Source organism: uncultured Treponema sp., assembly GCF_946187725.1.
Taxonomy (GTDB): Bacteria; Spirochaetota; Spirochaetia; order Treponematales; family Treponemataceae; genus Treponema_D.
In genome coordinates this window covers 81,795-104,993 of record NZ_CAMHSK010000001.1, presented here as the reverse complement: position 1 = coordinate 104,993, position 23,199 = coordinate 81,795, and the positions used below count along the sequence as shown (strand labels likewise).

Below are 23,199 nucleotides of genomic sequence, written 5' to 3'. Positions count from 1 at the left end.
ATAATTTAATTATAAATGTCAAGTTAATACTATAATCTTTATTGGTTTAGTTTTTCTTTGGAATTGTAGAATAGAAAGAACACTTTTTTTATAAATAAAATCCCGCACTGGCGAAAAATCGGGCAATGCGGGATATCTATGAAATATTAGTAAAATATATCATCTCCTCTATGTAATTCTAATCTGTAAGTACCGGATTTTTCATCAAACTCAAAACAAAAGAATGTTTTTATCCAAGTACGCTCTCTGCTAAATACTGTTGCATACTCATATGTGACTTTTGTTTGAATGTGTCCACCTTGAACAAGACTATCATAGTCACACCAGAACTCATACCCCTCACAAGAATAATGGTCGCCAACGCGGGTTACTTGTAAAGGGAGAACTAGTACTGCTCTTCCTGTATATCCATTGAATTTAAATCCATCAATGACATCCTTCATTTTTGTACATTCAAAAGATGCTGCAAAAGTGTTGTTATTGGAAATTTTACGTTTTCCTACTTCTTTCCCATTTAAAATAACAGGAACTTCATTTGGTAAAGACCATTCATAAACTTTTATATTTTTTACTTTGCCTTCTGGAATATAAGCTTCATACCAAATCTCATTATAAAAAGAACTTGAATCTGAATATTCATTCTTTTTAAATTCAATGTCGCTTGCATCGAACTGAACTTCAACAACATAGTCATACTTAGATATATCCTTGTATTTATCTTTTAATTCAGAAAATTTTTTCTGTATATCTGGCGATTTTTCTAATTGTGATTCATAACCTTTTGCCCATTTTTCTTTGCCAACCAGTTGTGGAAATTTCCACTCAAAACTTTCCCAGCCCTCTTTGTTAGGAAATTGCTCAGGATTGCTTCTTGTTAAACTAGCAGATGGAAATCGACCAGAGCTAAACTGAATTGTCACCATTTCTGAAGGAAGCGGTGCTAGTGCCTTTCTGGCCCCCCACTCAAATAAATCTGAATACGAAGTTACGGTCGTCCATTTTATATCTGCCCATTTGCTAAAGGACTCCTCATTACGCTATAGCCATACTTCCTGTGTAACTCCAGAAGATTTTCCAACCAAGGCCGCACCTGTTATACAACTTGTTAATAAAAAGGCAATTATGGTAACTCCAAAACATAAAATCTTTTTCAAAATCTCGCTACACTAAAAAATCAAGATATTTCTTCTTGAATTCCTTATAATGTGCAGAAATTTTTTCACTATTACTGCCAGTCATTCGTTTTACGAAATCATCAATTTCCAAAACATGAACCGAATCTTGATGTTCGGTCTTTAATAGGGATTTCGCTTCTTCAACTTTTGCCTTGAGGTCAGAGCGAAACGAGGGAAAAACAAAATAGACTTCACCATACTGAACATGACATAGGTTTCGCCACAATTGGTATTCTTTTAGAAATCGTTTTTCATCGATATTTTTGGAACAGATTTTTTCTAATTCTGCTTTATAAGTTCTATTGTATTTTTCTTGGTGACTAGTATCATTTTTTGCTTTACCAAACGAATCTTCTGTGTATTTCACTTCAAAAAAATAATTCTTTTTATCCGCACAAATATAAAAATCAAAATTTGTCTTTCGATTTTCATTCTTCTCGAACGAATTTTCTTCAATATGTTCAAATTCCGCTTTTGAAACATTACCAATTTCCTTTTCAAGAAAATCTTGATACAACTCTCCTTCCATTACTGGAACAAAAAGATTTAGTGCAAATGCTTGTGAAGAATTAAGGTGGTGAAAATACCGATGAATCTGATTTTTTGATTTCAGTTCAGAAAATGTCGCGTGCAGTTTTTCTTTGAAATCTGTTTGTAAGAGATTTTTCTCGATTTCATCTTTTGGGAGAATATGCGAATAGTCTTGACTTCTGAAATTTCCTTTAGCTTTGGTTTTCAAAACAGCTTTTTTGTAGGTTTCAAGGTGAGAGAATATTCGGAATTTTGAAAACATTGTCATTCCTTCGCCTAGTAAGAATATTATAAGCATTGCTTATATATATAAGTTTATATCCGCAATACTTAATAGTAAATAAGCAATATTTATAGAAAAATAATTTATATCACTGTGAATTATAAAATTTATGGATAAGATACAGGCTTGTCTTGCGAGCAATATGAAACGATATCGAAAACAATTACATTTTTCTCAGGAAAAACTTGCAGAAGAAGCAAAAGCCTCTGCAAATTACATTGCTATGATTGAAAATGGCAGATATTTTCCATCACTACCGATGCTTCGTCAGATTGCAGCGGCACTTAATGTTGATTCTTTGGATTTATTTGATAAGGGTGGCTTCGAGTTTCACAATTTAGAAAATTTACGATCGGAAGTAATTGAAAGTGTATTGCAGTCTGTGAACGCTGTGTTTGATAAAGCAGAGTAGTTAGTTAAAAGTTCAAAAATATAAACCTACAAATAATAAATTTTACTTCATCAGCACTTTAATCAAATCCCTTCTTCCGGCCTTTTCCAGGGCTTCTTTTACTAAAGGCCAGTTTTCGCGGCGGTTGAATTGCAGGAGCGCGCGCTGTAAGCGGCGTTCGTGTGCTCCACGGGCTACGTAGACTTCTTCAAATTCGCCGTTTTCAAGGCGGTTACGCGGGTTGAGGCCTGTCCAGTACATGCAGGTTGAAAGGCTTCCCGGAGTAGGGTAGAAGTCCTGAACCTGGTCTGGGACGAAGCCTGTCTTTTTGAGATAAAGTGCGACTTCAATTGCTTCGGCAAGGCCTGCTCCCGGGTGCGAGCAGATGTAATAGGGCACGAGATACTGTTTTTTGCCGAGTTTTTTGTTCCATTCGGCATACTCTTCGGCAAATTCTTCGTAAAGCTCGTGGCTGCTCTTTCGCATGAGGCGGAGAAGTTTGTTTGACACGTGTTCAGGCGCGACTTTGAGCTGGCCTGAAATGTGATGCTCCACCAGTTCCTTGAAGAAAGTTTTGTCCTTGTCCATCATCAGATAGTCAAATCGGATTCCAGAGCGGATAAAGACTTTTTTGACTTTTGGAAGCGCGCGCAATTTTCGCAAAAGCTCGACGTATTCCGTGTGATCGACATTCACGTTTTTGCATGGATTGGTTCCCATGCAGTCTTTGTTCGGGCAGGCTCCACGGTCTTTTTGGAAGCGGCACGCATCGTGGCGGAAATTTGCCGTGGGGCCACCGACATCGTGAATGTAGCCCTTAAAATCCGGGTTTTCGGTGATGATTTTTGCTTCTTTAATGAGGCTTTCGTGGCTCCGTGCCTGAATGCGCCGGCCCTGATGAAAGGTAATCGCACAGAATGAACAGGCTCCAAAGCATCCGCGTGAGCTTACGAGACTGAACTGAACTTCGGAGAGCGCGGGAATGCCTGTCTTTCCGTTTTCGGCAGGAGAGTCGTACATGGGGTGCCATCTTCGTGTAAAAGGAAGCTCGTAAATCGCATCGAATTCTTGTGTGGTGAGGGGGAGGGCGGCCGGCTCCTGCACAATAAAGCGGGCATCAACCGGCTCAATCAGAAGATGGCCGTTAATCGCATCGGTGTTCTGCTCCTGAACGAGATAGCTTTCGGCAAAGAGCCTCTTGCATTCCGGCGTGTTTTTGGCAATTTCGGCGTAAGAAGGGAGCATGATTGCGGCGTTATTCTGATTGCGCTCGTTCCAGCTTACATGTTCCGGCAATTCTTCGGCCTTGCTCGTGTACCAGACAGTTCCGCGCACACCACGGATAGCTTTGGCAGGGATTCCTTCACGGAGTTTTGCGGCTATTTCGAGGATAGAATGTTCGCCCATGCCGTACATGAGCAAATCAGCCTTTGAATCAAGGAGAATCGAACGGCGCACGGTGTTTGACCAGTAATCGTAGTGGCTCGTGCGGCGCAAGCTTGCCTCAATTCCGCCGATAAGGATATTCACGCCCTTGTAGGCTTCACGGATTTTTGAAATGTAAGTGATTAAAGCCCTGTCCGGCCTGTGGCCCGCGACTCCGCCGTGAGCATAAACGTCTTCGCTCCGGGGCTTGTTGTTGGCGGTATAGTTTGAGACCATGCTGTCCATGGCTCCAGCACTCACCAGAAATCCAAGCTTTGGGCGCCCGAACTTGCGGAATTCTTCGACATTCTTCCAGTCCGGCTGAGGCAGAATCGCCACGCTGTAGCCGTTCGCTTCGAGAAGCCGCCCCAGAAGAGCCGAGGCAAAAGAAGCATGGTCAACATAAGCGTCACCTGACACAAAAACAAAGTCAGGCTCGTCTATGCCACGGTCGAGAAGGTCTTGTTTTGAAACTGGAAGAAAAAGGCTCACTGTTCCTGAACGACCTCAGAAACTTCTGGGCATGCGTCTTTGAGGTAACGCTCTACGCCCATTTTGAGGGTCATAAGTGCCATCGGGCAAGAGCCACATGCTCCTGTGAGGCGCAAGTGTACGCGGTTCTGCTCGTCGATTGAAACGAATTCCATATCACCGCCGTCTGCCTGTAACTGAGGGCGGAACATATCAAGTGCTTCCATTACGGTAGCTTCCTGTTCTTTTGTCATAGTTTTACTCCTATTGTGATTTTTTTGCTTGCTTTGCGGCAAGTTTTGCTGCTATGCTTGCGGCTTTTCTTGCCTTCTCTGCTTCTTTTTTGGCAGCTCGTTCCTGCCGTTTTTTCATCTGCTCTGTGACTTTTGCGGCATATTGAGGATCGCCACGATCGATGTACACGATTCCTTCAAGATGATCATATTCGTGTTGAATGATTCGTGCAAGCAAGCCTTCTGCATTAAGGGTGAACGGCTTTCCGAACTCGTTTAATGCCTGAACCGTAACCTTTGAAGGCCGTTTGATTGTTTCATTGAAACCTGGAAGTGAAAGGCATCCTTCATCATAATCGCACAAATCAGCACTTGTTCCGATAATCTGCGGATTGATAAAAACTCTTCGAATATCATCGTCTGAAATAATCACGAAATATCGTTTTGAAATACCGACCTGAGGAGCTGCAAGACCAACTCCATCAGCTTCAATCATGGTCTCGAACATTTCATTGAATGTTTCGCGGAGTGAATCATTAATTTCTTCCGGCTCAACTGGAACACATTTCTTCCTTAATACTTCTTCGCCTAATTTGTAAATTTTCATTTAATTCTCCAACAATCAAATACTTGGTCAACGCTGACCAATTCAAACTTAATTTTTGCCGAGTCTTATTCGGGCCGCCCTTGCATGACCTGCCAGACCTTCAGCATCTCCCAAAAATCCCGAAGCCTCTGCCGAAGCTACAGCACCTTTTGAGCCAGGAATTGCCCGCAGCGTAGTGACAGTCTTTAAGAACACACGGACGCTCAATCCGCCGGTGAATCGTGCACTTCCACTTGTAGGCAAAGTGTGATTCAAACCTGCTGCATAATCACCGAAAACTTCTGCACTTCCGTGACCGATGAACAGCGAACCGTAATTGTGAACGAGCGAGGCAATCTTGTCACGAGCAGGCCCTTCATCCATTGCAAGTTCAAGATGCTCAGGAGCCTTTCTGTTTGCCGCTTCTGCCGCCTGTTCCAGATTTTCGCAAATGATGATTCTTCCACAATTTTTGATGCTCTGTTCTGCGGTGGCCTTTGTTTCGAGAGTTTCAAGCTGCTTTTCGATTTCTGAAGCGACCGCTTTTGCAAGTTCTTCTGAATCAGTTGCAAGAACCGGCTGGGCAACGACATCATGCTCTGCCTGTGCAAGAAGGTCTGCGGCAACCCATGCAGGATGAGCTGCCTTGTCGGCAATGATGAAAACTTCTGTTGGACCGGCAATCATGTCGATTCCGACCGTGCCGTAAACAAGTTTTTTTGCCTCAGCGACGAATTTATTGCCAGGCCCAACGATTACATCTGTGCGTGGAACAGATTTTGTGCCAAAAGCCATTGCACCGATTGCCTGTGAGCCTCCGCAAGCGAATGCCTTTGTTACGCCACAAATATATGCTGCCGCCATGATATTTTCGTCTGCATAAGGCTTGCCTCCGACAAAAGGTTTGCCGGGAACACCAGTGCCAGCTTTTTGGGCAGCGGCAAGGTCACTTGGATGAACGCGTGGAGGCGTGCACAAAATGACTTCTTTGACACCAGCCGCTACTGCCGGAGTAATTGTCATGACAACAGTAGAAACGAGCGGGAACCGGCCTGCAGGAACATAAACGCCGGCACGGTCAACAGGAATGTTTTTCTGACCAGTGAACACGCCCGGTTCAAGTTCGACTTCAAAATCATCGAAAGATTCCCGCTGTTTTTTGGCAAAGCGCAATGCCAAATCATGACTGTATTGAAGTGATTTGTATAAATCAGGATTTTCACGCTGCATTTTTTCGGCAGCGGCCTTCAGTTCTTCCTGAGGGATTTCGAGTGAAGACGGAGCTGAAACATCAAATTTTGCACCATATTCAGCAAGCGCTTCATCACCACGTTTTTTTACATCGGAAAGAACATCTTTTACAATATCAATAGAACCGCCGAAATCACGGCCATCAAAAAAATCAGGCTCTATTTCTGCGTATTTTTGTATTCTTATCATGGAATTAATATAATGGATTTTACGAATTTTTACTATAGAAATGTGGCGGTAAAAACAGTTGATTGAGGATTTGATTATAGATATTATTAAGATATGTCGAAACCTTTGATTTGCCTTTGCCTTACGGCTGACACCATCGAAAAAGATTTAGCTCTTGTTGATAAATACCGTCCATATATCGATTTAGTTGAACTGCGCGTTGACCTTCTTGAAGATGACGAAAGGCTCAATATCCGCGATTTTCCGGCCCTTGCAAAAATTCCCTGCATTTTAACAATCAGACGAACAGTTGACGGCGGAAAATTCTCTGAGGGTGAAGCTGCCCGTTCCATGCTTTTTGCACGCGCTCTGGCTTATGCAAGCGAAGACAGCAAAAAGAATTTCGCTTATGTCGATTTTGAAGAAGATTTTCATATTTCAAGCCTTCAGGATGCGGCCATGGCTTACGGCACAAAAATCATCCGTTCGTTCCATGACATGAAGAATCCAATCGAGAATTTTGCTGAAAAACTCCGTTCAATGCAGAGTTCACGCTTCGAGATTCCAAAAATTGCTTTCATGCCGCACACTCTCGATGATGTCACAAAAATGTACAAAGAAATGCAAAAATTCAAGAATTCTGAGCAGATTGTTGTGGCAATGGGTCAGCTCGGTCTTCCATCACGAATTCTGGCGCAAAAATTCCATTCTTATCTGAGCTACACTTCTCCGGCAGACCCTGATTTGCTTCTTTCGGATATTGGTCAGATTGATCCGCAAACTCTTGAAGAAACATACAATTTCCATGCCATTAACGATGAGACTAAAATCTTCGGAATCACAGGATGGCCGTTAAAATACACTTCAAGCCCTAAACTTCACAATGCAGGATTCAAGCAAGAAGGCATGAACGCGGTTTACATTCCGTTCAGGGCAGAAAAAGCAACTGAAGCCTTCGAATTCGCACATGAGCTTGGAATCAAAGGTTTTTCCGTCACTATTCCACACAAAGAAGAAATCATTAAAAATCTGTTTACCGTAGAAAAAAAGGTTGATGAAATCGGGGCGTGTAATACTGTCATAAATGAAAGCGGTGTGTGGCTCGGCTACAATACGGACTGCATTGGTTTCACAAAAGCAGTTCTCGAATTCACGGGCGAAAAAAATCTCAAGAAAAAGCATGTTGCAATCATCGGGGCAGGTGGTGCTGCAAAGGCAATCGCTTACGCCGTCAAAAAATTGGGCGGAAAAGCATGTATTTTCAACAGAACCATTGCAAAAGCACGCGTTCTCGGCAAAAAATACGGATTTGAATACGCTCCGCTCGGTCCTGAATCAATAACCACGCTCAAAAAATACAAGGATATCATAATTCAGACTACATCAAAGGGCATGGGAAGCACAGAGCCTTCAAACGAAAAGAACGACCCGCTCTGGTTCTACGACTTTGCTGGCACAGAAATGATTTATGACATCGTTTACGAGCCGGAAGTCACACCGATTATGGCCCGCGCAAAAAAAGCCGGCTGCAAGGTAAATAACGGCTACACAATGCTTAAATATCAGGCTGACGAACAGTTCAAATTGTTTATGTCAGCAAAATAAATACAAAACTTAGCACAAGCGAGGAATTTATGGCAATTTCTAAGGATGAACAGAAGGTTCTTGCGGCAAAAACCGCAATCGACACACTGATTGAGCAAGGCAAAATCTTCTCAGGCATGAAAATCGGATTGGGAACAGGCAGCACGGCACTTCCTGCCGTAAAACGCCTTTCTGAACGAATCGAAGACGGAACCCTTCATGATATCAAGGCAGTTGTCACAAGCTTCCAGACCGAAAATTACTGCAAGGATTTGGGAATTCCTGTTTACACGCTCAATGACCGCGTAATCGATGGAGAACTTGATCTTGCTATTGACGGTGCTGACGAAATTGACCCACAAAACAATCTCGTTAAAGGCGGCGGTGCGGCTCTTCTCCTCGAAAAAATCGTTGCTTACAACTCAAAGGCATTTGCTGTCGTAGCCGATGAATCAAAATCAGTGCCAGATTTGGGAACAAAATTCCCGCTCCCGGTTGAAATCATCGGTGGTGCAAGGCGTGCCGTTGAAAAAGAACTCAATAAAATCGGTGCAAAATGCGTCCTTCGTGAAGGCGTGCGAAAATGCGGCCCCGTAATCACTGACAACGGAAATCAAATCCTTGACTGCACCTGGGAAAAGCCGGTCAACCCGGTCGAAATGGAAGACAAAATCGCTAAAATCACTGGCGTTGTTGAAGTAGGATTCTTCACAAGGCTCCGCCCCACGGCTTTCATCGCTCATGGTGACGGAACAGTCGAAATCAGATAAACAGATTAAGAATTGCTTGCCCGAACGAACTCAACGAACAGTTTGCCAGCATTGTTCGGGCGGCTCTTGAATTCAGGGTGGAACTGTACGCCAACGAAGAATTTGTGTTTTTCCTGAGGCAATTCCACGGTTTCCACGATTTTATCATCGGGGCTGGTTCCACTGATTACAAGACCGGCCTCGCTCATTTGAGTACGGTAATCATTATTGAACTCATAGCGGTGTCTGTGTCGTTCTTCAATTAAATCAGCACCATAAGCCTTTTTCATAATCGTATTTTCTGCAATTTTACAAGGGTAACTGCCAAGTCGCATTGTACCACCCATAATTACGCCTTCCTGATCCTTCATCAAATCAATCACCGGATTTTCACAAAGTTCATCAAATTCACGGCTATTTGCATTTTTAAGCCCAAGAACATCGCGTGCAAATTCAATCACGCAAATCTGCATTCCAAGACAAATTCCAAAGTACGGAATGTTGTGAGTGCGTGCATATCGGCATGAAGCAATCATTCCTTCAATTCCCCGCTGACCAAATCCGCCTGGAAGAATAATGCCTTTACAATCCGAGAAGATTTCGGCGGCAGTTTCGTCAGTGACCGAATCAGAATCGACCCATTTGATTTCAACAGATTTTCCGATTACAAAAGACGCATGATTCAAGCTCTCCACAATACTCAAATACGAATCATGAAGTTTTACATATTTTCCGACCAGAGCGATTTTGATTTCTCCTGAGCGGGCATGTATTGTTTCTACCATGCGCGACCAGTCAGCAAGCGCTGTGTAATCAGTGAGTTTTTCTAGCCCCAAATCACGGCAAACAACATCGTCCATGTTCTGCGCATGAAGCATAAGCGGTACTTCATAAAGACTCTTACAAGTTGTGTTATTGATAACGCAGTCCGGAGCAACATTACAGAACAGTGAAATCTTTTTTCGGATTTCACCAGGAATTTCTTTATCACAGCGGGCTACGATAATATCAGGATGAATTCCCACGCCCATGAGCTCCTGAACTGAATGTTGGGTTGGTTTTGACTTAAACTCATCGCTACCAGAAATATAAGGAACCAGGCAGACATGAATGAACAGACAGTTTTTGCGGCCAACTTCAAAAGAAAGCTGACGAATTGCTTCAAGGAACGGCTGGCTTTCAATGTCACCGATTGTTCCGCCGATTTCGACGATGCTGACATCACAACCGGAAACTTCCGCATTCTTCAGGATAAAATCCTTAATCTCATTTGTTACATGAGGAATAATTTGTACGGTCTGACCAAGATAATCCCCGTTTCGCTCTTTGTTCAGAACATTCCAGTAAACACGGCCACTCGTGAGGTTAGAGTATTTGGTAAGATTCTCGTCAATAAAACGCTCATAATGCCCCAAATCAAGGTCGGTCTCAGCACCGTCATCAGTTACAAAAACCTCGCCATGCTGAAACGGACTCATTGTGCCCGGATCAATGTTCATATAAGGGTCAAGTTTTTGCGAAGCGATCTTCAATCCCCTGCATTTCAAAAGTCTTCCGAGCGAAGCTGCGGTAATTCCTTTTCCAAGACCAGAAACAACACCACCTGTAACAAAGATAAATTTTGACATAAGTAAAACCTCAGAAATTTAAAAAAAGAAAGCCGTAGACCTTACACAGAGACTTTTTCTGCGTAAAATCCACGGCTTCGTTGTCGTATTTCGCCGAATATATTAGCGGTTTACGGGATTTTTTGCAATGCTTAAACAAAAATCCGCAAAATCAGCTATTTTTTCGTTCCTTCGAAGACTGAGCGCAATGCACCGAGTTTTTCATTTGTTTCTTCCCATTCACGGTCGGCATTTGAGTCATAAACGATTCCGCCGCCGGCCTGCAAACTCCAGACTTTATCCTGCTTTAAGGCACAACGGATTGCAATACAGAAATCCAAATCACCGTTCGACTGGATGTAGCCAACTGCACCTGCATAGAATCGGCGCTTGATTTTTTCAATTCGGCTCAGGATTTCAATTGCACTGATTTTTGGGGCACCAGAAACCGTTCCGGCAGGGAAAGCCGCCCTCAGTACCTGAATTGCTTTGTATGCAGGAGAAACTTTTCCCTGAACATCGCTGACAATGTGCATTACATGGCTAAAGAGTTCAACATCCATAAAACGGGCAACTTCAACGCTTCCGTTCGTACAAACTCGTCCCAAATCATTGCGTGCCAAATCAACAAGCATCAAATGTTCAGCGCGTTCTTTTCCGTCATTCAGAAGCTCGTTTTTCAATGCTTCGTCTTCAGCAGAATTCTTTCCACGACGGCGGGTGCCTGCAATCGGTCGGATTGAAGCAATTCCTTCACGCACACGAACAAGACTTTCCGGCGATGAACCGATTAACTGGCGCTCACCAAAATCAATGTAGAAAAGATAAGGACTTGGATTCACAGCACGAAGTCTTCGGTAAATCTCCAGGGCTGAGTTATCACATTCAAACTGGAGACGGCGGCTTGGAACGGCCTGCAGAAGATTTCCGGCGATGATTTCTTTTTTGATTGCCTCAACTTTTTCTTTGTATTCCCGTTCGCTCTGTTCAAGATTTGTAATTGTTCGGACAGGACAAGGCTCTTCTGGTGCCGAAAGATAAGAAAAATCCATGTCATTCAGGCGCTTTTTAAGGTTTGCAACCGAAGCATCCAAATCAATCTGATGCTCATTATAATTGAGTGCAAAAATATGAAGTTTTTCCGTAAAATGATCAAAAACAATATAAATATGACCTGCAACGAATTCACTTTCAGGGATATGCAGTTCATCCGTTTGCGGTGCCAGATTAATCGTGTCACAGCGGGCAGAAAATTCATAGCTGAGATAGCCCAATCCGCTTGAAGGAACTGGAATCGTATTAGGGATTTCATTTCCTTCTTCATCATGAACTACTGTCAAATCATTCTGTTCTGCAACATACAAAAGTGCATCGAGAATATCCGGCGTGTGCAAAACCCGGCTTCCTGGGGCAATTGTTTCACCTGTCGTATTCTTTCCTTTATATGGCAGGCGGCGACCGTCAATCAAAAAGGCGACTCCTTCATCATCCTGTACAATATGAAAAGCCGGTTCCAGAAGAAGAATTGAATACCTCTCCTTTCCACGGGCAAAACTTGCGCTTTCAAGAATTGCGGTCGCTCCGATTTTACGGGCAAGACTAAACGGGGTATATCGGTCGCATGGAATCGAAAAATATATTGAATCTGTTCGTGTCATAGAAATCTCCTTCAAACTTGGAAGCGTGCTGTTGTTACTGTTTATAGAAACAGTATAGTGAGAAATTTTGTTTCTGTCAATAGAATCATCCTGTTTTAGAAATTTTCGCTTCAGTTCTTGAGCGGTCGAAGCTTAGCTTCGACCGAGACTCGCTCAAAACTCATCTCATGAGTTTTGCCCCTTCGGGTCGCTCCCTATGTCAATAGAAACAGTTTATTTTAGGAATTTTCTCTTCAGTCCATGAGCGTTCACAAATGGCTTTATTTCCTTGTTTTTTGAGAATTTCCGTGTTAAATTTGAAGTGTCAATTTTAAGACAAAATACAACTTTATAGGAGATGTATATGAAATTATTCAAATTCCTTGGTTTAGGCCTGATTTCGTTCGCAATGCTCAGTTGTGGCTCAACGGCAACCACCACAGTCAGCAAAACAGAGGGAACTCTAAATGAAGGCGTAAATGCCGCTTCTTATCAGGGATTAAAAAGAACTGTCGCAATAGCACGATTCTCAAACGAAACAGAATATGCGAAAGGTGCTTTCTACGACAAAGAAAACGATCCGCTCGGAAAACAGGCTGTCGATATTCTTTCCGCAAAACTCGCAGCAAAAGGCAAATTTGTTCTTTTGGAACGCGCTGATGCCGAAAAGATTCAGGCTGAAATCAACAATTACGGCGGAAGTGCCCAGAAAGTCGCTGCTGATTACCTCATTATCGGTTCAATTACAGAATTTGGCCGAAAGACGACTGGCGATGTCGGACTGGTTTCACGCACAAAACGACAGACTGTTCAGGCAGGTGTAAGTCTTCGCCTTGTTGATGTCGCAACTGGTCAGATTGTGTACTCAGAAGAAGGTCATGGCGAAGCAGAAACAGAATCTTCAACAACACTTGGAATGGGTGGTGTTCAGGGCTACGATGCAACATTGAGCGACAAGGCAATTTCTGCCGCAATCGAAAAGCTGGTTGATAACATCGAACAGACCTGTATGGACAGACCGTGGAAATCATATTTCCTTTCTTATGACAAAGACGGAATAATTATCGCGGGCGGTGCAAAACAGGGGCTCAAAGTCGGTTCTGTGCTTTCTGTCTACGAACGCGGAAAGCAGGTTAAAAATCCGCAGACAGGCATGATGATTGAACTTCCAGGAAAACAGGTTGCAAAAGTTTCTGTTCTCATGCTCGGTGGAACCACAATCACTGATGAATATGCAATCGTCGAGTTAACAGATGGTTCGGTCAATTCGGCAAATCTTGCTTCCTATGTGATTCAAGACAAATAATTCTTACTATATAAAGGAGGCTGCCGATGAAAAAATCACTGGTGAACGCAATCAAAATTGCGGTCATTTCTTCAATCGCCTTGCTTGCCATATCATGCAGTTCAACAGAATTGTACAGCTGGTATAATTATCAGAGTGATTATTATCACTATCTGAAGAATGCAGATGAAAAATCGCAGGAAAGGCTTCTTCAGACTTATCAGGTAATCATTACCAAGCAAAAGGATATTCGGGGTGTCGTGCCGCCGGGAATTTACGCAGATTACGGCTGGCTGCTCTTGCAGAACGGAAAGGCTGAAGAAGGAAAAGCAATGCTCATGAAGGAAATCGAGCTTTATCCTGAATCGGAAGTCTTTGTCGGAACTTTGTTAAAGAGGTACGCACAATGAAAAAATCACTGATTATTACGCTCACAGCACTTCTTTCAGTCTTTTTGCTGACTTCATGTGGCACAACGAAAAAAACCGCTTTTCCCAAAATGTATGAGGAAGAACCGCTTGTAATGCTCGTCATGCCGCCAATCAACAACAGCGATAATGTTGAGGCAAAAGATTATTTCTATACTACGATGAGTGTGCCGCTCGCAGAGGCTGGCTACTATGTTCTACCACCAGCCATGACGATGGCAACTTTGCAGAGGGAAAGCGCCTATGATTCAGAAATGTTCATAGACGGCAATCTGTCAAAATTCGGTTCGATATTTGGTGCGGATGTTGCAATTTTTACGATTATCAAGGCATGGGATAAATCTGTAATCGGCTCAAGAATTACGATAGAAATCGAGTATATCTTCAAATCAACGAAGACAAATGAAGTTCTCTATCATCGTGACGCAACAATTGTTTGTGACACATCAACTGGAGCAAGCAGCAACAATGGACTGGCCTCACTCATAATTCTGGCCGCCGATGCACTCAAAACCGCCGCAACTGATTATATTCCAATTGCCGTAAAGTGCAATAAAACCGCTCTGAGCGACATTCCGGCTGGAAAATACAATGCAAAACATGGAGCAGATGGCGAAGAAAGCGCACTCGCAACAAAAGTGCGTCTCACGACATCTCAATAGTTTTGTGTTTTCCTAAAACAAATTGCCCCGCGTCCGGCAGCAAGTCGAACAGCGGGGCATTTTCTTTATTGGTAATTTTTTTTATCTTGAAGTCTGAAGCTTTCTTGTTTTATGGAATCGTGAAACAGCTTCTTCAATCAGAAGATTTGTAAGCGATGTAAAATCAAGGCCGAAAGCAGCACACATTTTCGGGAACATGCTGATTTGAGTAAATCCCGGCATTGTATTGATTTCGTTAAGATAAAGCTTGTCAGTATCCTTATCAATGAAGAAATCAACACGGCTCAATCCTGCCAAATCAAGGGCAGAAAATGCTTTTTTGGCCAAAGTACGAACTTCTTCAAGTCTCTCTTCCGGCAAGTTTGCTGGAATCAGTAAATCTGCTCCATCAGGGTCATTGTACTTCGCATCGTAATCATAAAAATCATGTTTTGGAGCAATTTCTCCTGGACCATAAGCAGTTGTTTTTTCTGCAGGAACAGAATCATCGTCGATAGTCGGGTTACCTGTGACCGAACATTCGATTTCGCGGGCATTAATTGCCTTTTCAATCAAGATTTTATCATCCCACAAAAAAGCCTCGACAATCGCACCGTTCAAATAACGCAAATCTTTTGCCAGTGTCGCACCATCTGAGCTTCCAGCGGCACAAGGTTTAACGAAAAGCGGGAATCCGAGCGTATTTTTTGCATATTCCAAAAGGTCATCGTAGCGCTTCCAATCTGCCAAATCTGAACGACGGATACAAATTCCCGGCACAACAGGAATTCCAGCCTGAGCAAGCGCAACTTTTGTCTTTTCTTTATCCATTGTGATTGCACTTCCAAGGGTTGTACATCCGACATACGGCACATCGACCATTTCAAAAAGTCCCTGAATCGTACCGTCTTCTCCGAAAGGCCCATGCAGAACCGGGAAAACAACATCTGTTGCAATTACTTTATCACCGACACGGAAAGTGCGTTTTGTTCCACCAGCAGGAATAACGCTCACTTCCTGAGACTCATCCTCAATTATCTTGAAAGCAGCTTTTGTGTCAGCCTTGATTCGCTCAAATTCACTCTGTGGCTGCAAAAACCATCTTCCATTTTTTGTGATTGCGATGAGCTGAACATTATTTTTTAAATCGATATTTCTTGCTACCGCTGCTGCTGAAACCAGAGAAATTTCGTGCTCTCCAGATTTTCCACCGTAAACTACTGTGACTGTCATATTTTCTCCTGATATTTTGTTAAAACCCCATCTCTGTAAGTGCTTTTTCTGCCTCACCAATTTCATCATAGGGCATTACTCTGTCTTTAAAAATGATGCTGTTTTCATGCGCTTTTCCGAGCAAAAGAACAATGTCATCCTTGCCAGCCAGCTTAAAAGCCTGTCGTATTGCCGTGGGGCGATCTGGTGTGATGAACAAATCTTTACCCATCGTTTTACCACATTTTTCTGCACCGACTGCAATCATTTTCAAAAGTTCAACGCTGTCTTCTCCACGAGGGTCTTCATCAGTAAGAATCACTACATCACAGAAACGGGCAGCAATTTCACCTTGAAGCGGGCGTTTTTTTAAATCGCGTTCTCCACCGCTTCCAAAGAGCGAAATCATTTTGCCTGAACAACGGCGGCGCAAAGGCGGGAAAATCGTTTCAAAACTCGAAGGAGTGTGCGCATAATCAACAATCAATTCAAAAGGCTGACCTTTGTCGATTACGGTCATGCGGCCTTTTACAGGAACCAATTTTTCGACTAGAGTGGCAATTTTTTCAATAGGTTCACTTGTCAGTCTGCTCACAGCTTCTATTGCAGCCATGAGATTGTATGTGTTGAAAGCTCCGGGCAAGCTTGATTTTACATGGAAAACCTTTGGAGGAACAGGTTTTGCGTTTGAGTCAATTACATGCGGCTCGGTCATGTCAAAAGTAAGACCGAATCTAGCCGATGCAATATTGCGGCCAAGCAAAACAGGAATTGAATCCGGGATTTTTGGCAAAGCCTGTGCTCCTGCTCCCTCCCCTGCTGATTTTCCGGCCTTTCCTTCGGTCGTGAAACCCAAAACAGGCTGCTTTGTTGCCTTAATAAAGAATTCTGCACTTGGGTCTTCAAGATTCACGATTCCGAATGAAGGAACTTTTATCTTTTTACCCAAAATCATTTTTTCATGGTTGTGTTCATCAAGTTTTCTGAAAAGATTTGCCTTGTCATCACGGTACTGCTCAAAAGTACCATGGAATTCAAGATGCTCCAGAGTGACATTCATGAAAATTCCGCAGTCAAAAAGAAGGTTTCCGGTGCGGTTGAGCTTTGGAGAAAGACCGTGACTTGAAGTTTCGACTACGGCATATTCACAGCCATTTTCGACCATTTCATAAAGCTGCCGCTGAATAATCGTGGCTTCCGGTGTGGTCTGATGCTGAGGATTTGCAATTGCCTCTCCGCCCAAAGAATACTGAACGGTTGAAATAAAACCTGCTTTGTGACCAGAAAGTCTCAAAAGCTGCCAGACGAATGAAACTGTTGAAGATTTGCCTTCTGTGCCAGTAACGCCAATCACAGCGAGTTTTGAAGAAGGATTGTCATAGAAATTTGCAGAGACCGGTGCCATCACCTTGCGTGCATTCTCAACACGAATGAAGACAGGGGGCGTTGCGGGGGCATCCCCCGCAGAGGGGGTAGCGGAAGACAGCGATGCTGGCTGGAGTGAGGGGGAGACTTCCCCCTTTAAATTTTCAAGGGAAGCTGAAATTGCCTGTGCGGTCTTTTCGTCAAAATCGTCCTGGAAAACGACAGCACTTGCACCATTTTCAATTGCTTTTGGAATAAACACATTGCCTGTGGTGTGCGTTCCGGGAAGCGCAAAAAAGAGAGAACCGGGCTTTACATCGCGGCTGTCAAATACAAGGGATGTTATTTCGGGATTTACAACATTTGCTGAATCAATTTTTGTTTTACCGTCAGAAGCGACGACGGTGTAATTAATAGAAGAAAGTGTTTCAAATAGAGATTTTTTCATTTTTCCCACCAAATGACAGTTTAATGTTTTACAAGACGGAATTCAAGAATTGCTTAAATGCATTTTTTCTTCTATGTGAAAAAATCTGTGTTATACTTAACCATTAGTTTTTCAGATGAAACGATTTGTTCTGATTTGTACCACAGTTTTTCTTCTCTCAAATTTAACGGCGCAAAAAGATTCAGGTTCAAAAAATTCGTCACCCAATCTTGACCTGTTTACACAAGGACTTTCATCGCCTGCCTTTTGCCCGGCTGAAATCAAAGAATTCATGGCTTTTTACCCCGATTTGGAATATTCTGCGATTTACGATATTGAAGTTCAAGACTGGAAGATTGATTTGAGTGCTGACTTATTTTATGAAAGAACTAACAAACCCAAAGGCCGCAAAACTGCCGTGTTTTATTGGGCAGACGGCCGAATGTTGCCGAAGGAAGAGCTTCCCCAAAAAGACAATTACTGGACGCTCCGCTATCCGTATTCAAACACGCTCCGTGACCCAAAAACTTTTACAGACGAAGAGCTTGAACAAATCAGAAAATTCAGTTCGACCGAAAATCGTAAAAATGGCGGCGGTTCACCGATGTTTTTCTTTGATTTCCTGTATTCAGCACAGTCTCGCGTAATCATTGAAGACCATATAATCCGCACAAAATTTTTAGGAAAATCAACACGGATTCATGAACGAGTTTATGATGCGCTTAAAAGAATTGAGAAAAAAATCCTCGAAAATGCGGATGATGCCGAAGTCAAAACATTTATTGACACATTGAAATCCGCAGATGCCTATTGCTGGCGTGAAATTGCCGGTACATCGCGAAAATCATTTCATTCGTACGGAATTGCCATCGATGTGCTTCCAAAGCGCTTAGCCGGAAGGTCAATTTACTGGGATTGGGAAAGAAATCGTTCTGGTGATAACTGGATGCTTGTTCCGCTGGAAAAACGCTGGACCCCCGGCAGCAAAGTAATCAAAATCTTTGAGGACGAAGGGTTTATCTGGGGTGGCTACTGGCTTATTTTTGATAATATGCACTTTGAGTACCACCCCGAATTAATCGGCAACCAGTAAGCCCAGCGGAACATCAAAATCAGATTCGGAATTTGTTAATTTCAGTTGTTACATTAACAATCGAATCACGGTTTTTGTGAGCCTGCTTATTTACATCCGAAACTGAGTGAGTAATCTCGCTGATTTCGCCTGAAATTTTATCCATGTTACCAGAAAGTTCTACAGAAAGACCGGCAAGCCGTTCAATTTCTTCACGAACATCCTGACCGTCTTTGTTGATTTCAACGACACCACTCTTTACATCCTGTGAAAGGCTGTTTATGTCGTGGATTACATTCAAAATCTGCTGACTGCCAGAAGTCTGCTCGTCCATAGCGGCTTTAATGACAGATTCCTGCTCAGAAACTTCTTTTGTATTGTTAAAGATTTTCTCGAACTGGTCTTTTATGTCTTTTGAAGCGGTCGAAATATTGCTAATCAAATCCTTCAAACCGATAAGTGCCTCGGAAATCTTTTTGCCCTGAGTTGTAGAATCTTCCGCAAGTTTTCTGATTTCGCCCGAAACGACCGCAAAGCCCTTTCCTACTTCACCAGCATGAGAAGCTTCGATTGCGGCATTCATAGCGAGAAGGTTGGTCTGGCTCGCGATGTTTGAAATGATGTTGGATGCTTCAAGCAGGCCGTCTGAATTTTCGACAATCCTGTTCGTAAGCTCAACGGTCTTTCGTACAACTTCACGGCCCTTTTCTGCAGAATCCGTAAGCTCCCGAACAGACACGACATTTTTATCGAGAATATCTGTGACCGAGCGGATATTTGCGACCATCTCTTCGATTGCACTTGAACCCTGAGAAACGCTAAGCGCCTGTTCTGCGATGTTTGAATTTAATTTGTCGATGTTCTCAGAAATTCGCTTCATTTTGCTTGAACTTTCTGCAACATCTGCTCGTTGAACACCAATCTGATTTTTGATAACCACGACATTTTCATCAATCTTTTGAACCGCATTTGTAGTTTCATTCATGTTAACAGCAAGATTTGATGCAACCGAGTCCATTACCGTTGATTCATTTTTGATTGATTTAATGAGCGTGCTGATTTTTTCAATCGTTTTGTTGAAATAAATCGCCAAATCTGAAAGTTCGTCATTTCCTTCCTGAGGGAGCCGCTTTGTCAAATCACCGTCACCTTCAGAAATATCCTTTAAGAGAGAAACAGTAGACTTCAAAGGATCCGTGATTTTCTTGGCAAGGAAGAACGCAACAAGAACGCTGACCACAACAGTTACAAGCGCAACAATCACAATTACTGACAGAATAACGCCATTCGCCTTGTTGATATATTCAAGTGGAGCTACAACGATGTAATCAAGTTCAACATAAGCATTTTCTGACCGGATAGAAGTAAATTCATAATCAATGTCATTGTAAGAAGTTGTAAAGGTAATTTTGTCACCGTGCTTGAAATTCTTGAGTTCTTCTATATTAAGTGTGTCGATTTTCTTGAATTCGGTATCTGGGTCAAGCTGATTCAAAATGATGTTTCCGCTGTTATCCAGAATGATGAATGACAAATCAGTTTTGTTCTTTTTGAAGGCTTTCATCAAAGAATCCAGATAATCAAATTTAACATCGGTTGCAATAACACCACGAGGCTTGCCGTTCACATCATTGAAATACTTCGATGCAACAATTGTTCTTCCGCCAAGCGCCGTTTCGTATACATTTGAGATAAAGGTTTTTCCGTGATTGTTCTTTGCGTTTTTGTACCATGAGCGAGTTCTTGCATCATAATTGTTTGGACGAGGTTCTACCGGATAGCGGACATAGGCACCGTTTGATTCAAGCGAGACCGAAATTCCTGTGATTTCAGGCTTTTCATCGGTGAATGCTTTTTCAAGCTCGTAAACAGAGCGTTCGTAAGCACCGAATTTGTCTGGATCAACAGGAATCTTTCCACTCGGATCCGTCATGTTGACATAAGAAGTAATTCCGTCGTTATCTTCTTTAATAAGCTCAATTTTTGCGAAAGCGTTTGAAAAAGTATCAAAACTTTCAAAATAATTCTCTATTGCGACATCGACTTCGGAAATGATGTTCATGAATGAACTTTCAAAGGCTTCCCTGTCGATTTTTGTCATTTTATTGTAGATGATTGCACCAAAGGACATTAAAACAAAGACCGTTAATGTTGTAATACCGATGATGATTTTTGAAAAGACTGTTATTCTGATTTGTTTCATAGCAAGCTCCTTTAGAAGTGACAGTTGTTAAAGTATTGTAAATCCGAAAATTACATTCCGCAAGTTTTTTATTAAGACAAGTATAAGTTCAATTTAAGCCAGAATTTTGGATTTTACACGAATCATGATTTGTATTATAATCAGTTCATGCAAAGCCACAGTCTTTCAAAAAAATTCACGCTTTTTATTCTTGTCGTTTTATCGATTTTATCTTTCTCTTGTAAAGAAAAATCGTATCCACCACGCACTGTCAGAATCGCAATCCAGCCTTCAGCCGCATTTATTCCGCTCTACATCGCAAGATATTCAAATCTCATCGAAAATGCCCTCGCTCCAAAAAATGTCACTGTTGTCTGGCAGGACTTTGAATCTGGTCCACCAATGAATGATTCTCTTGAAGCTGATTTAACAGACATAGGCGTAATCGGGGATGTTCCAACTATCCGTGCTCTTTCCAGCAGCACAAAAATGAAACTTGTCGGCATTCCTGCAAGCGGCCCAAATGCGTATGCCATGCTCGCAAATTTGGAAGATAAAACATTAAATTCCTACAAAGACATCAAGGGCAAAAAGATTGCAACTGTGTTCGGTTCAACTGGTCATAATTTCATCAAAAAACTGCTCGAAAAAGCAAAGCTCTCTTTCGAAGATATTTCTTTCCTCAACATTGCCGCTTCTGATGCAGAATATGTGCTCAGGACAGGCAAAGCTGATGCTATTGTAATTTGGGAACCAAACATCACTCGCCTTGTAGACAAAGGTGTCGCAAAAATCATCGCTCAGGGTGATGAAACTGACCTAAGGGGCACAAACGGTTTTGTAGTCCGCGAAGAATATCTCACAGGGAACGAAGACATCATTTCCGAAATCCTCAATCAATATGCCGAAGCAGTAAAGCAAATCCCCACCCTTGACGAAGAAATGCTTTCAAAACTGTCACTGGCACTCAAAATCAGTGCAGACCAAATCAAATCAATTTCCCAGAAATACGATTTCGCTGTCGAAATCACTCGCGAAGACATTGATGCCCTTCAGGACACAATCAGTTTCCTGGTTAGCATAAACAATCTTGAATACGAATACCGCGTCGAAAGAAAAATCGATATAAACTATTACAAGAAAAATAATTAAGGAAGTGCTTAGTATGGACAAAAACAAATTTTTCCTTGGATTCATGACTGCCGCTCTGGGACTTTTTCTGCTCATTTCGCCAGATACTTTTATCTCTTTCTTCGTGATTTTACTTGGAGTTGCCGCAATTATTGACGGTGTTTTTATCCTTGCTACAACACGCGATTTGATTATTGACCCGCAGTACAAACTGATTGTTACCGTTCGTGGCGTTCTAAGTATTGTCGTCGGTCTTCTTTCCGTAATTCTTCCGATAGCAGTGGCTGCAGTAGTTTGGAAGGCAATGGCTTACACACTTGCATTTTATCTGATTGTTTCTGCAGCAATGCAAATCTACACAATCACAAAACTTCATCGCAATGGAATCATGGTACGCCAGTCACTAATCGAAGTGCTTTCTTCCCTTGTGATTGCGCTTGTTCTTTTCATCATTCCGGCTCAAACTGCAGGGCACTTTATCATCCGTCTTTTCGGAATCGTACTTCTTGTAATCGGAATCGGTTTAATTATCATTCAGTGGAAAAGCCGCCCAGAAGTAATTGTACCGGATTCAGTCGAAGATGTTGAGGATTCTACCGAATAGGAGAAAAATATGGAAATCAAAAAGTTGAACAAAATCTTGTCAGAAAATGAGTATCCGGGCCGAGGAATCGTTGCCGGAAAATCAAGCGACGGCAAATACGCTGTTTCGGCCTATTGGACAATGGGGCGCAGTGCCGGAAGCAGGAACCGTGTTTTTGTTACTGAAACAGAAAATGGTACAGAAGTCGTCCGCACAAAAGCATTCGATGAAAGCCTGATTGCTGGAGACCCGTCACTCATCATTTATGCGGCAGTCCGCCAGCTCGGAAACAAAACAATCGTCACAAATGGCGACCAGACTGACACTATTTTTGAAGGCTTAAAAAACGGTGAAACTTTTGAGCAGTCACTCAGAGTACGAAAATATGAGCATGATGCACCAAATTTCACTCCGAGAATCTCTTCGCTTTTAAATGTAGAAAACGGCAAGTATGATTATGCAATTTCAATTCTGAAGAGTGATTGCGGAAACGGTGACAACTGCCTTCGCTTCACATACACCTACGACAATCCGCAAAACGGTGAAGGTCATTTCATCCATACATATAAAGAAAACGGAAATCCTTTGCCAAGTTTTGAAGGTGAGCCAGAAAAGGTCGAAATCAAAGGTTCCATTGATGAATTCGCGCAGATGATTTGGAATTCACTCAATGAAGAAAATAAAGTATCGCTTTTTGTACGCTTCATCGATATTGCAAGCGGCAAATACGAAGAGCGGATAATCAACAAAAACAAATAAAAAAAAGGCTGTCCAATCGGGCA

21 protein-coding genes are annotated in these 23,199 nt (G+C 42.4%); 10 read left to right on the top strand and 11 right to left on the bottom strand.

The features are described from left to right. Positions 1-146: 146 nt before the first annotated feature. Entirely contained in the window at positions 147-923 is a 777-nt protein-coding gene (locus tag Q0Q74_RS00490; RefSeq protein WP_294427468.1) for a hypothetical protein, read from the bottom strand. Positions 924-1,161: 238 nt separating this feature from the next. Beyond that, positions 1,162-1,974: a hypothetical protein gene (locus Q0Q74_RS00485; RefSeq protein ID WP_294427466.1), complete on the bottom strand. Its 813-nt coding sequence runs from the start codon at positions 1,972-1,974 to the stop codon at positions 1,162-1,164. A 124-nt stretch (positions 1,975-2,098) separates the two neighbouring features. On the opposite strand from Q0Q74_RS00485, the gene Q0Q74_RS00480 reads away from it, so the two are divergent. Beyond that, complete coding sequence (locus Q0Q74_RS00480; protein ID WP_294427464.1) at positions 2,099-2,401, top strand: helix-turn-helix domain-containing protein; 303 nt, start codon at positions 2,099-2,101, stop codon at positions 2,399-2,401. Positions 2,402-2,443: 42 nt separating this feature from the next. Here the strand turns inward: Q0Q74_RS00480 and Q0Q74_RS00475 are convergent, their stop codons facing one another. Genes Q0Q74_RS00475 through hisD form a run of 4 tightly spaced genes read right to left on the bottom strand, consistent with a single transcriptional unit; the run spans position 2,444 to position 6,535 of the window. Beyond that, on the bottom strand, positions 2,444-4,297 hold the full coding sequence (locus tag Q0Q74_RS00475; RefSeq protein WP_294427462.1) for a YgiQ family radical SAM protein: 1,854 nt from the start codon (positions 4,295-4,297) through the stop codon (positions 2,444-2,446). After that, positions 4,294-4,530, bottom strand: coding sequence for a NifU family protein (locus tag Q0Q74_RS00470; RefSeq protein ID WP_294427459.1), 237 nt, complete (start codon positions 4,528-4,530; stop codon positions 4,294-4,296). Before Q0Q74_RS00470 ends, Q0Q74_RS00475 begins: the two co-directional genes overlap by 4 nt. Positions 4,531-4,540: 10 nt before the next feature. Continuing rightward, a complete protein-coding gene (gene def, locus Q0Q74_RS00465) occupies positions 4,541-5,116 on the bottom strand; it encodes a peptide deformylase (protein WP_294427458.1) in 576 nt (191 codons plus the stop codon). A 48-nt stretch (positions 5,117-5,164) separates the two neighbouring features. After that, positions 5,165-6,535, bottom strand: a complete 1,371-nt coding sequence (gene hisD, locus Q0Q74_RS00460) for a histidinol dehydrogenase (protein WP_294427456.1) — start codon at positions 6,533-6,535, stop codon at positions 5,165-5,167. A gap of 93 nt (positions 6,536-6,628) precedes the next feature. Between hisD and Q0Q74_RS00455 the strand changes: the two genes are divergently transcribed. Further along, positions 6,629-8,119 (top strand): type I 3-dehydroquinate dehydratase, encoded by a 1,491-nt coding sequence (locus Q0Q74_RS00455; RefSeq protein WP_294427455.1) that lies wholly within the window; start codon positions 6,629-6,631, stop codon positions 8,117-8,119. 29 nt (positions 8,120-8,148) lie between these two features. Beyond that, on the top strand, positions 8,149-8,868 hold the full coding sequence (gene rpiA, locus Q0Q74_RS00450) for a ribose-5-phosphate isomerase RpiA (protein ID WP_294427453.1): 720 nt from the start codon (positions 8,149-8,151) through the stop codon (positions 8,866-8,868). Positions 8,869-8,873: 5 nt separating this feature from the next. Here the strand turns inward: rpiA and Q0Q74_RS00445 are convergent, their stop codons facing one another. After that, entirely contained in the window at positions 8,874-10,475 is a 1,602-nt protein-coding gene (locus Q0Q74_RS00445) for a CTP synthase (protein WP_294427451.1), read from the bottom strand. A 155-nt stretch (positions 10,476-10,630) separates the two neighbouring features. Then, on the bottom strand, positions 10,631-12,112 hold the full coding sequence (locus tag Q0Q74_RS00440) for a chorismate-binding protein (protein ID WP_294427449.1): 1,482 nt from the start codon (positions 12,110-12,112) through the stop codon (positions 10,631-10,633). 343 nt (positions 12,113-12,455) lie between these two features. Between Q0Q74_RS00440 and Q0Q74_RS00435 the strand changes: the two genes are divergently transcribed. From Q0Q74_RS00435 to Q0Q74_RS00425, 3 genes are read left to right on the top strand one after another with little or no spacing between them, the layout of a single operon-like run. Further along, positions 12,456-13,397: a CsgG/HfaB family protein gene (locus Q0Q74_RS00435; RefSeq protein WP_294427447.1), complete on the top strand. Its 942-nt coding sequence runs from the start codon at positions 12,456-12,458 to the stop codon at positions 13,395-13,397. Positions 13,398-13,423: 26 nt separating this feature from the next. Beyond that, the gene (locus Q0Q74_RS00430; RefSeq protein ID WP_294427446.1) at positions 13,424-13,786 is read left to right on the top strand and encodes a DUF4810 domain-containing protein; all 363 of its coding nucleotides are present in this window, start codon (positions 13,424-13,426) and stop codon (positions 13,784-13,786) included. Next, a complete protein-coding gene (locus Q0Q74_RS00425; protein ID WP_294427445.1) occupies positions 13,783-14,466 on the top strand; it encodes a GNA1162 family protein in 684 nt (227 codons plus the stop codon). Before Q0Q74_RS00430 ends, Q0Q74_RS00425 begins: the two co-directional genes overlap by 4 nt. Before the next feature lie 81 nt (positions 14,467-14,547). Here the strand turns inward: Q0Q74_RS00425 and Q0Q74_RS00420 are convergent, their stop codons facing one another. Further along, positions 14,548-15,678: a D-alanine--D-alanine ligase family protein gene (locus Q0Q74_RS00420; protein WP_294427444.1), complete on the bottom strand. Its 1,131-nt coding sequence runs from the start codon at positions 15,676-15,678 to the stop codon at positions 14,548-14,550. A gap of 19 nt (positions 15,679-15,697) precedes the next feature. Further along, the gene (locus Q0Q74_RS00415) at positions 15,698-17,470 is read right to left on the bottom strand and encodes a Mur ligase family protein (RefSeq protein WP_294427443.1); all 1,773 of its coding nucleotides are present in this window, start codon (positions 17,468-17,470) and stop codon (positions 15,698-15,700) included. Between the two features lie 115 nt (positions 17,471-17,585). Between Q0Q74_RS00415 and Q0Q74_RS00410 the strand changes: the two genes are divergently transcribed. After that, positions 17,586-18,542 carry a M15 family metallopeptidase gene (locus Q0Q74_RS00410; RefSeq protein ID WP_294427442.1) on the top strand — a complete coding sequence of 319 codons (957 nt, stop codon included), beginning with the start codon at positions 17,586-17,588 and terminating at the stop codon, positions 18,540-18,542. 19 nt (positions 18,543-18,561) lie between these two features. Here Q0Q74_RS00410 and Q0Q74_RS00405 read toward each other — a convergent pair whose 3' ends face one another. Further along, positions 18,562-20,724, bottom strand: a complete 2,163-nt coding sequence (locus Q0Q74_RS00405) for a methyl-accepting chemotaxis protein (RefSeq protein ID WP_294427441.1) — start codon at positions 20,722-20,724, stop codon at positions 18,562-18,564. Between the two features lie 147 nt (positions 20,725-20,871). On the opposite strand from Q0Q74_RS00405, the gene Q0Q74_RS00400 reads away from it, so the two are divergent. Genes Q0Q74_RS00400 through Q0Q74_RS00390 form a run of 3 tightly spaced genes read left to right on the top strand, consistent with a single transcriptional unit; the run spans position 20,872 to position 23,176 of the window. Further along, positions 20,872-21,855: an ABC transporter substrate-binding protein gene (locus tag Q0Q74_RS00400; RefSeq protein ID WP_294427440.1), complete on the top strand. Its 984-nt coding sequence runs from the start codon at positions 20,872-20,874 to the stop codon at positions 21,853-21,855. 13 nt (positions 21,856-21,868) lie between these two features. After that, positions 21,869-22,438 carry a DUF308 domain-containing protein gene (locus tag Q0Q74_RS00395; protein ID WP_294427439.1) on the top strand — a complete coding sequence of 190 codons (570 nt, stop codon included), beginning with the start codon at positions 21,869-21,871 and terminating at the stop codon, positions 22,436-22,438. Between the two features lie 9 nt (positions 22,439-22,447). Next, a complete protein-coding gene (locus tag Q0Q74_RS00390; protein ID WP_294427438.1) occupies positions 22,448-23,176 on the top strand; it encodes an IMP cyclohydrolase in 729 nt (242 codons plus the stop codon). Positions 23,177-23,199: the final 23 nt, after the last annotated feature.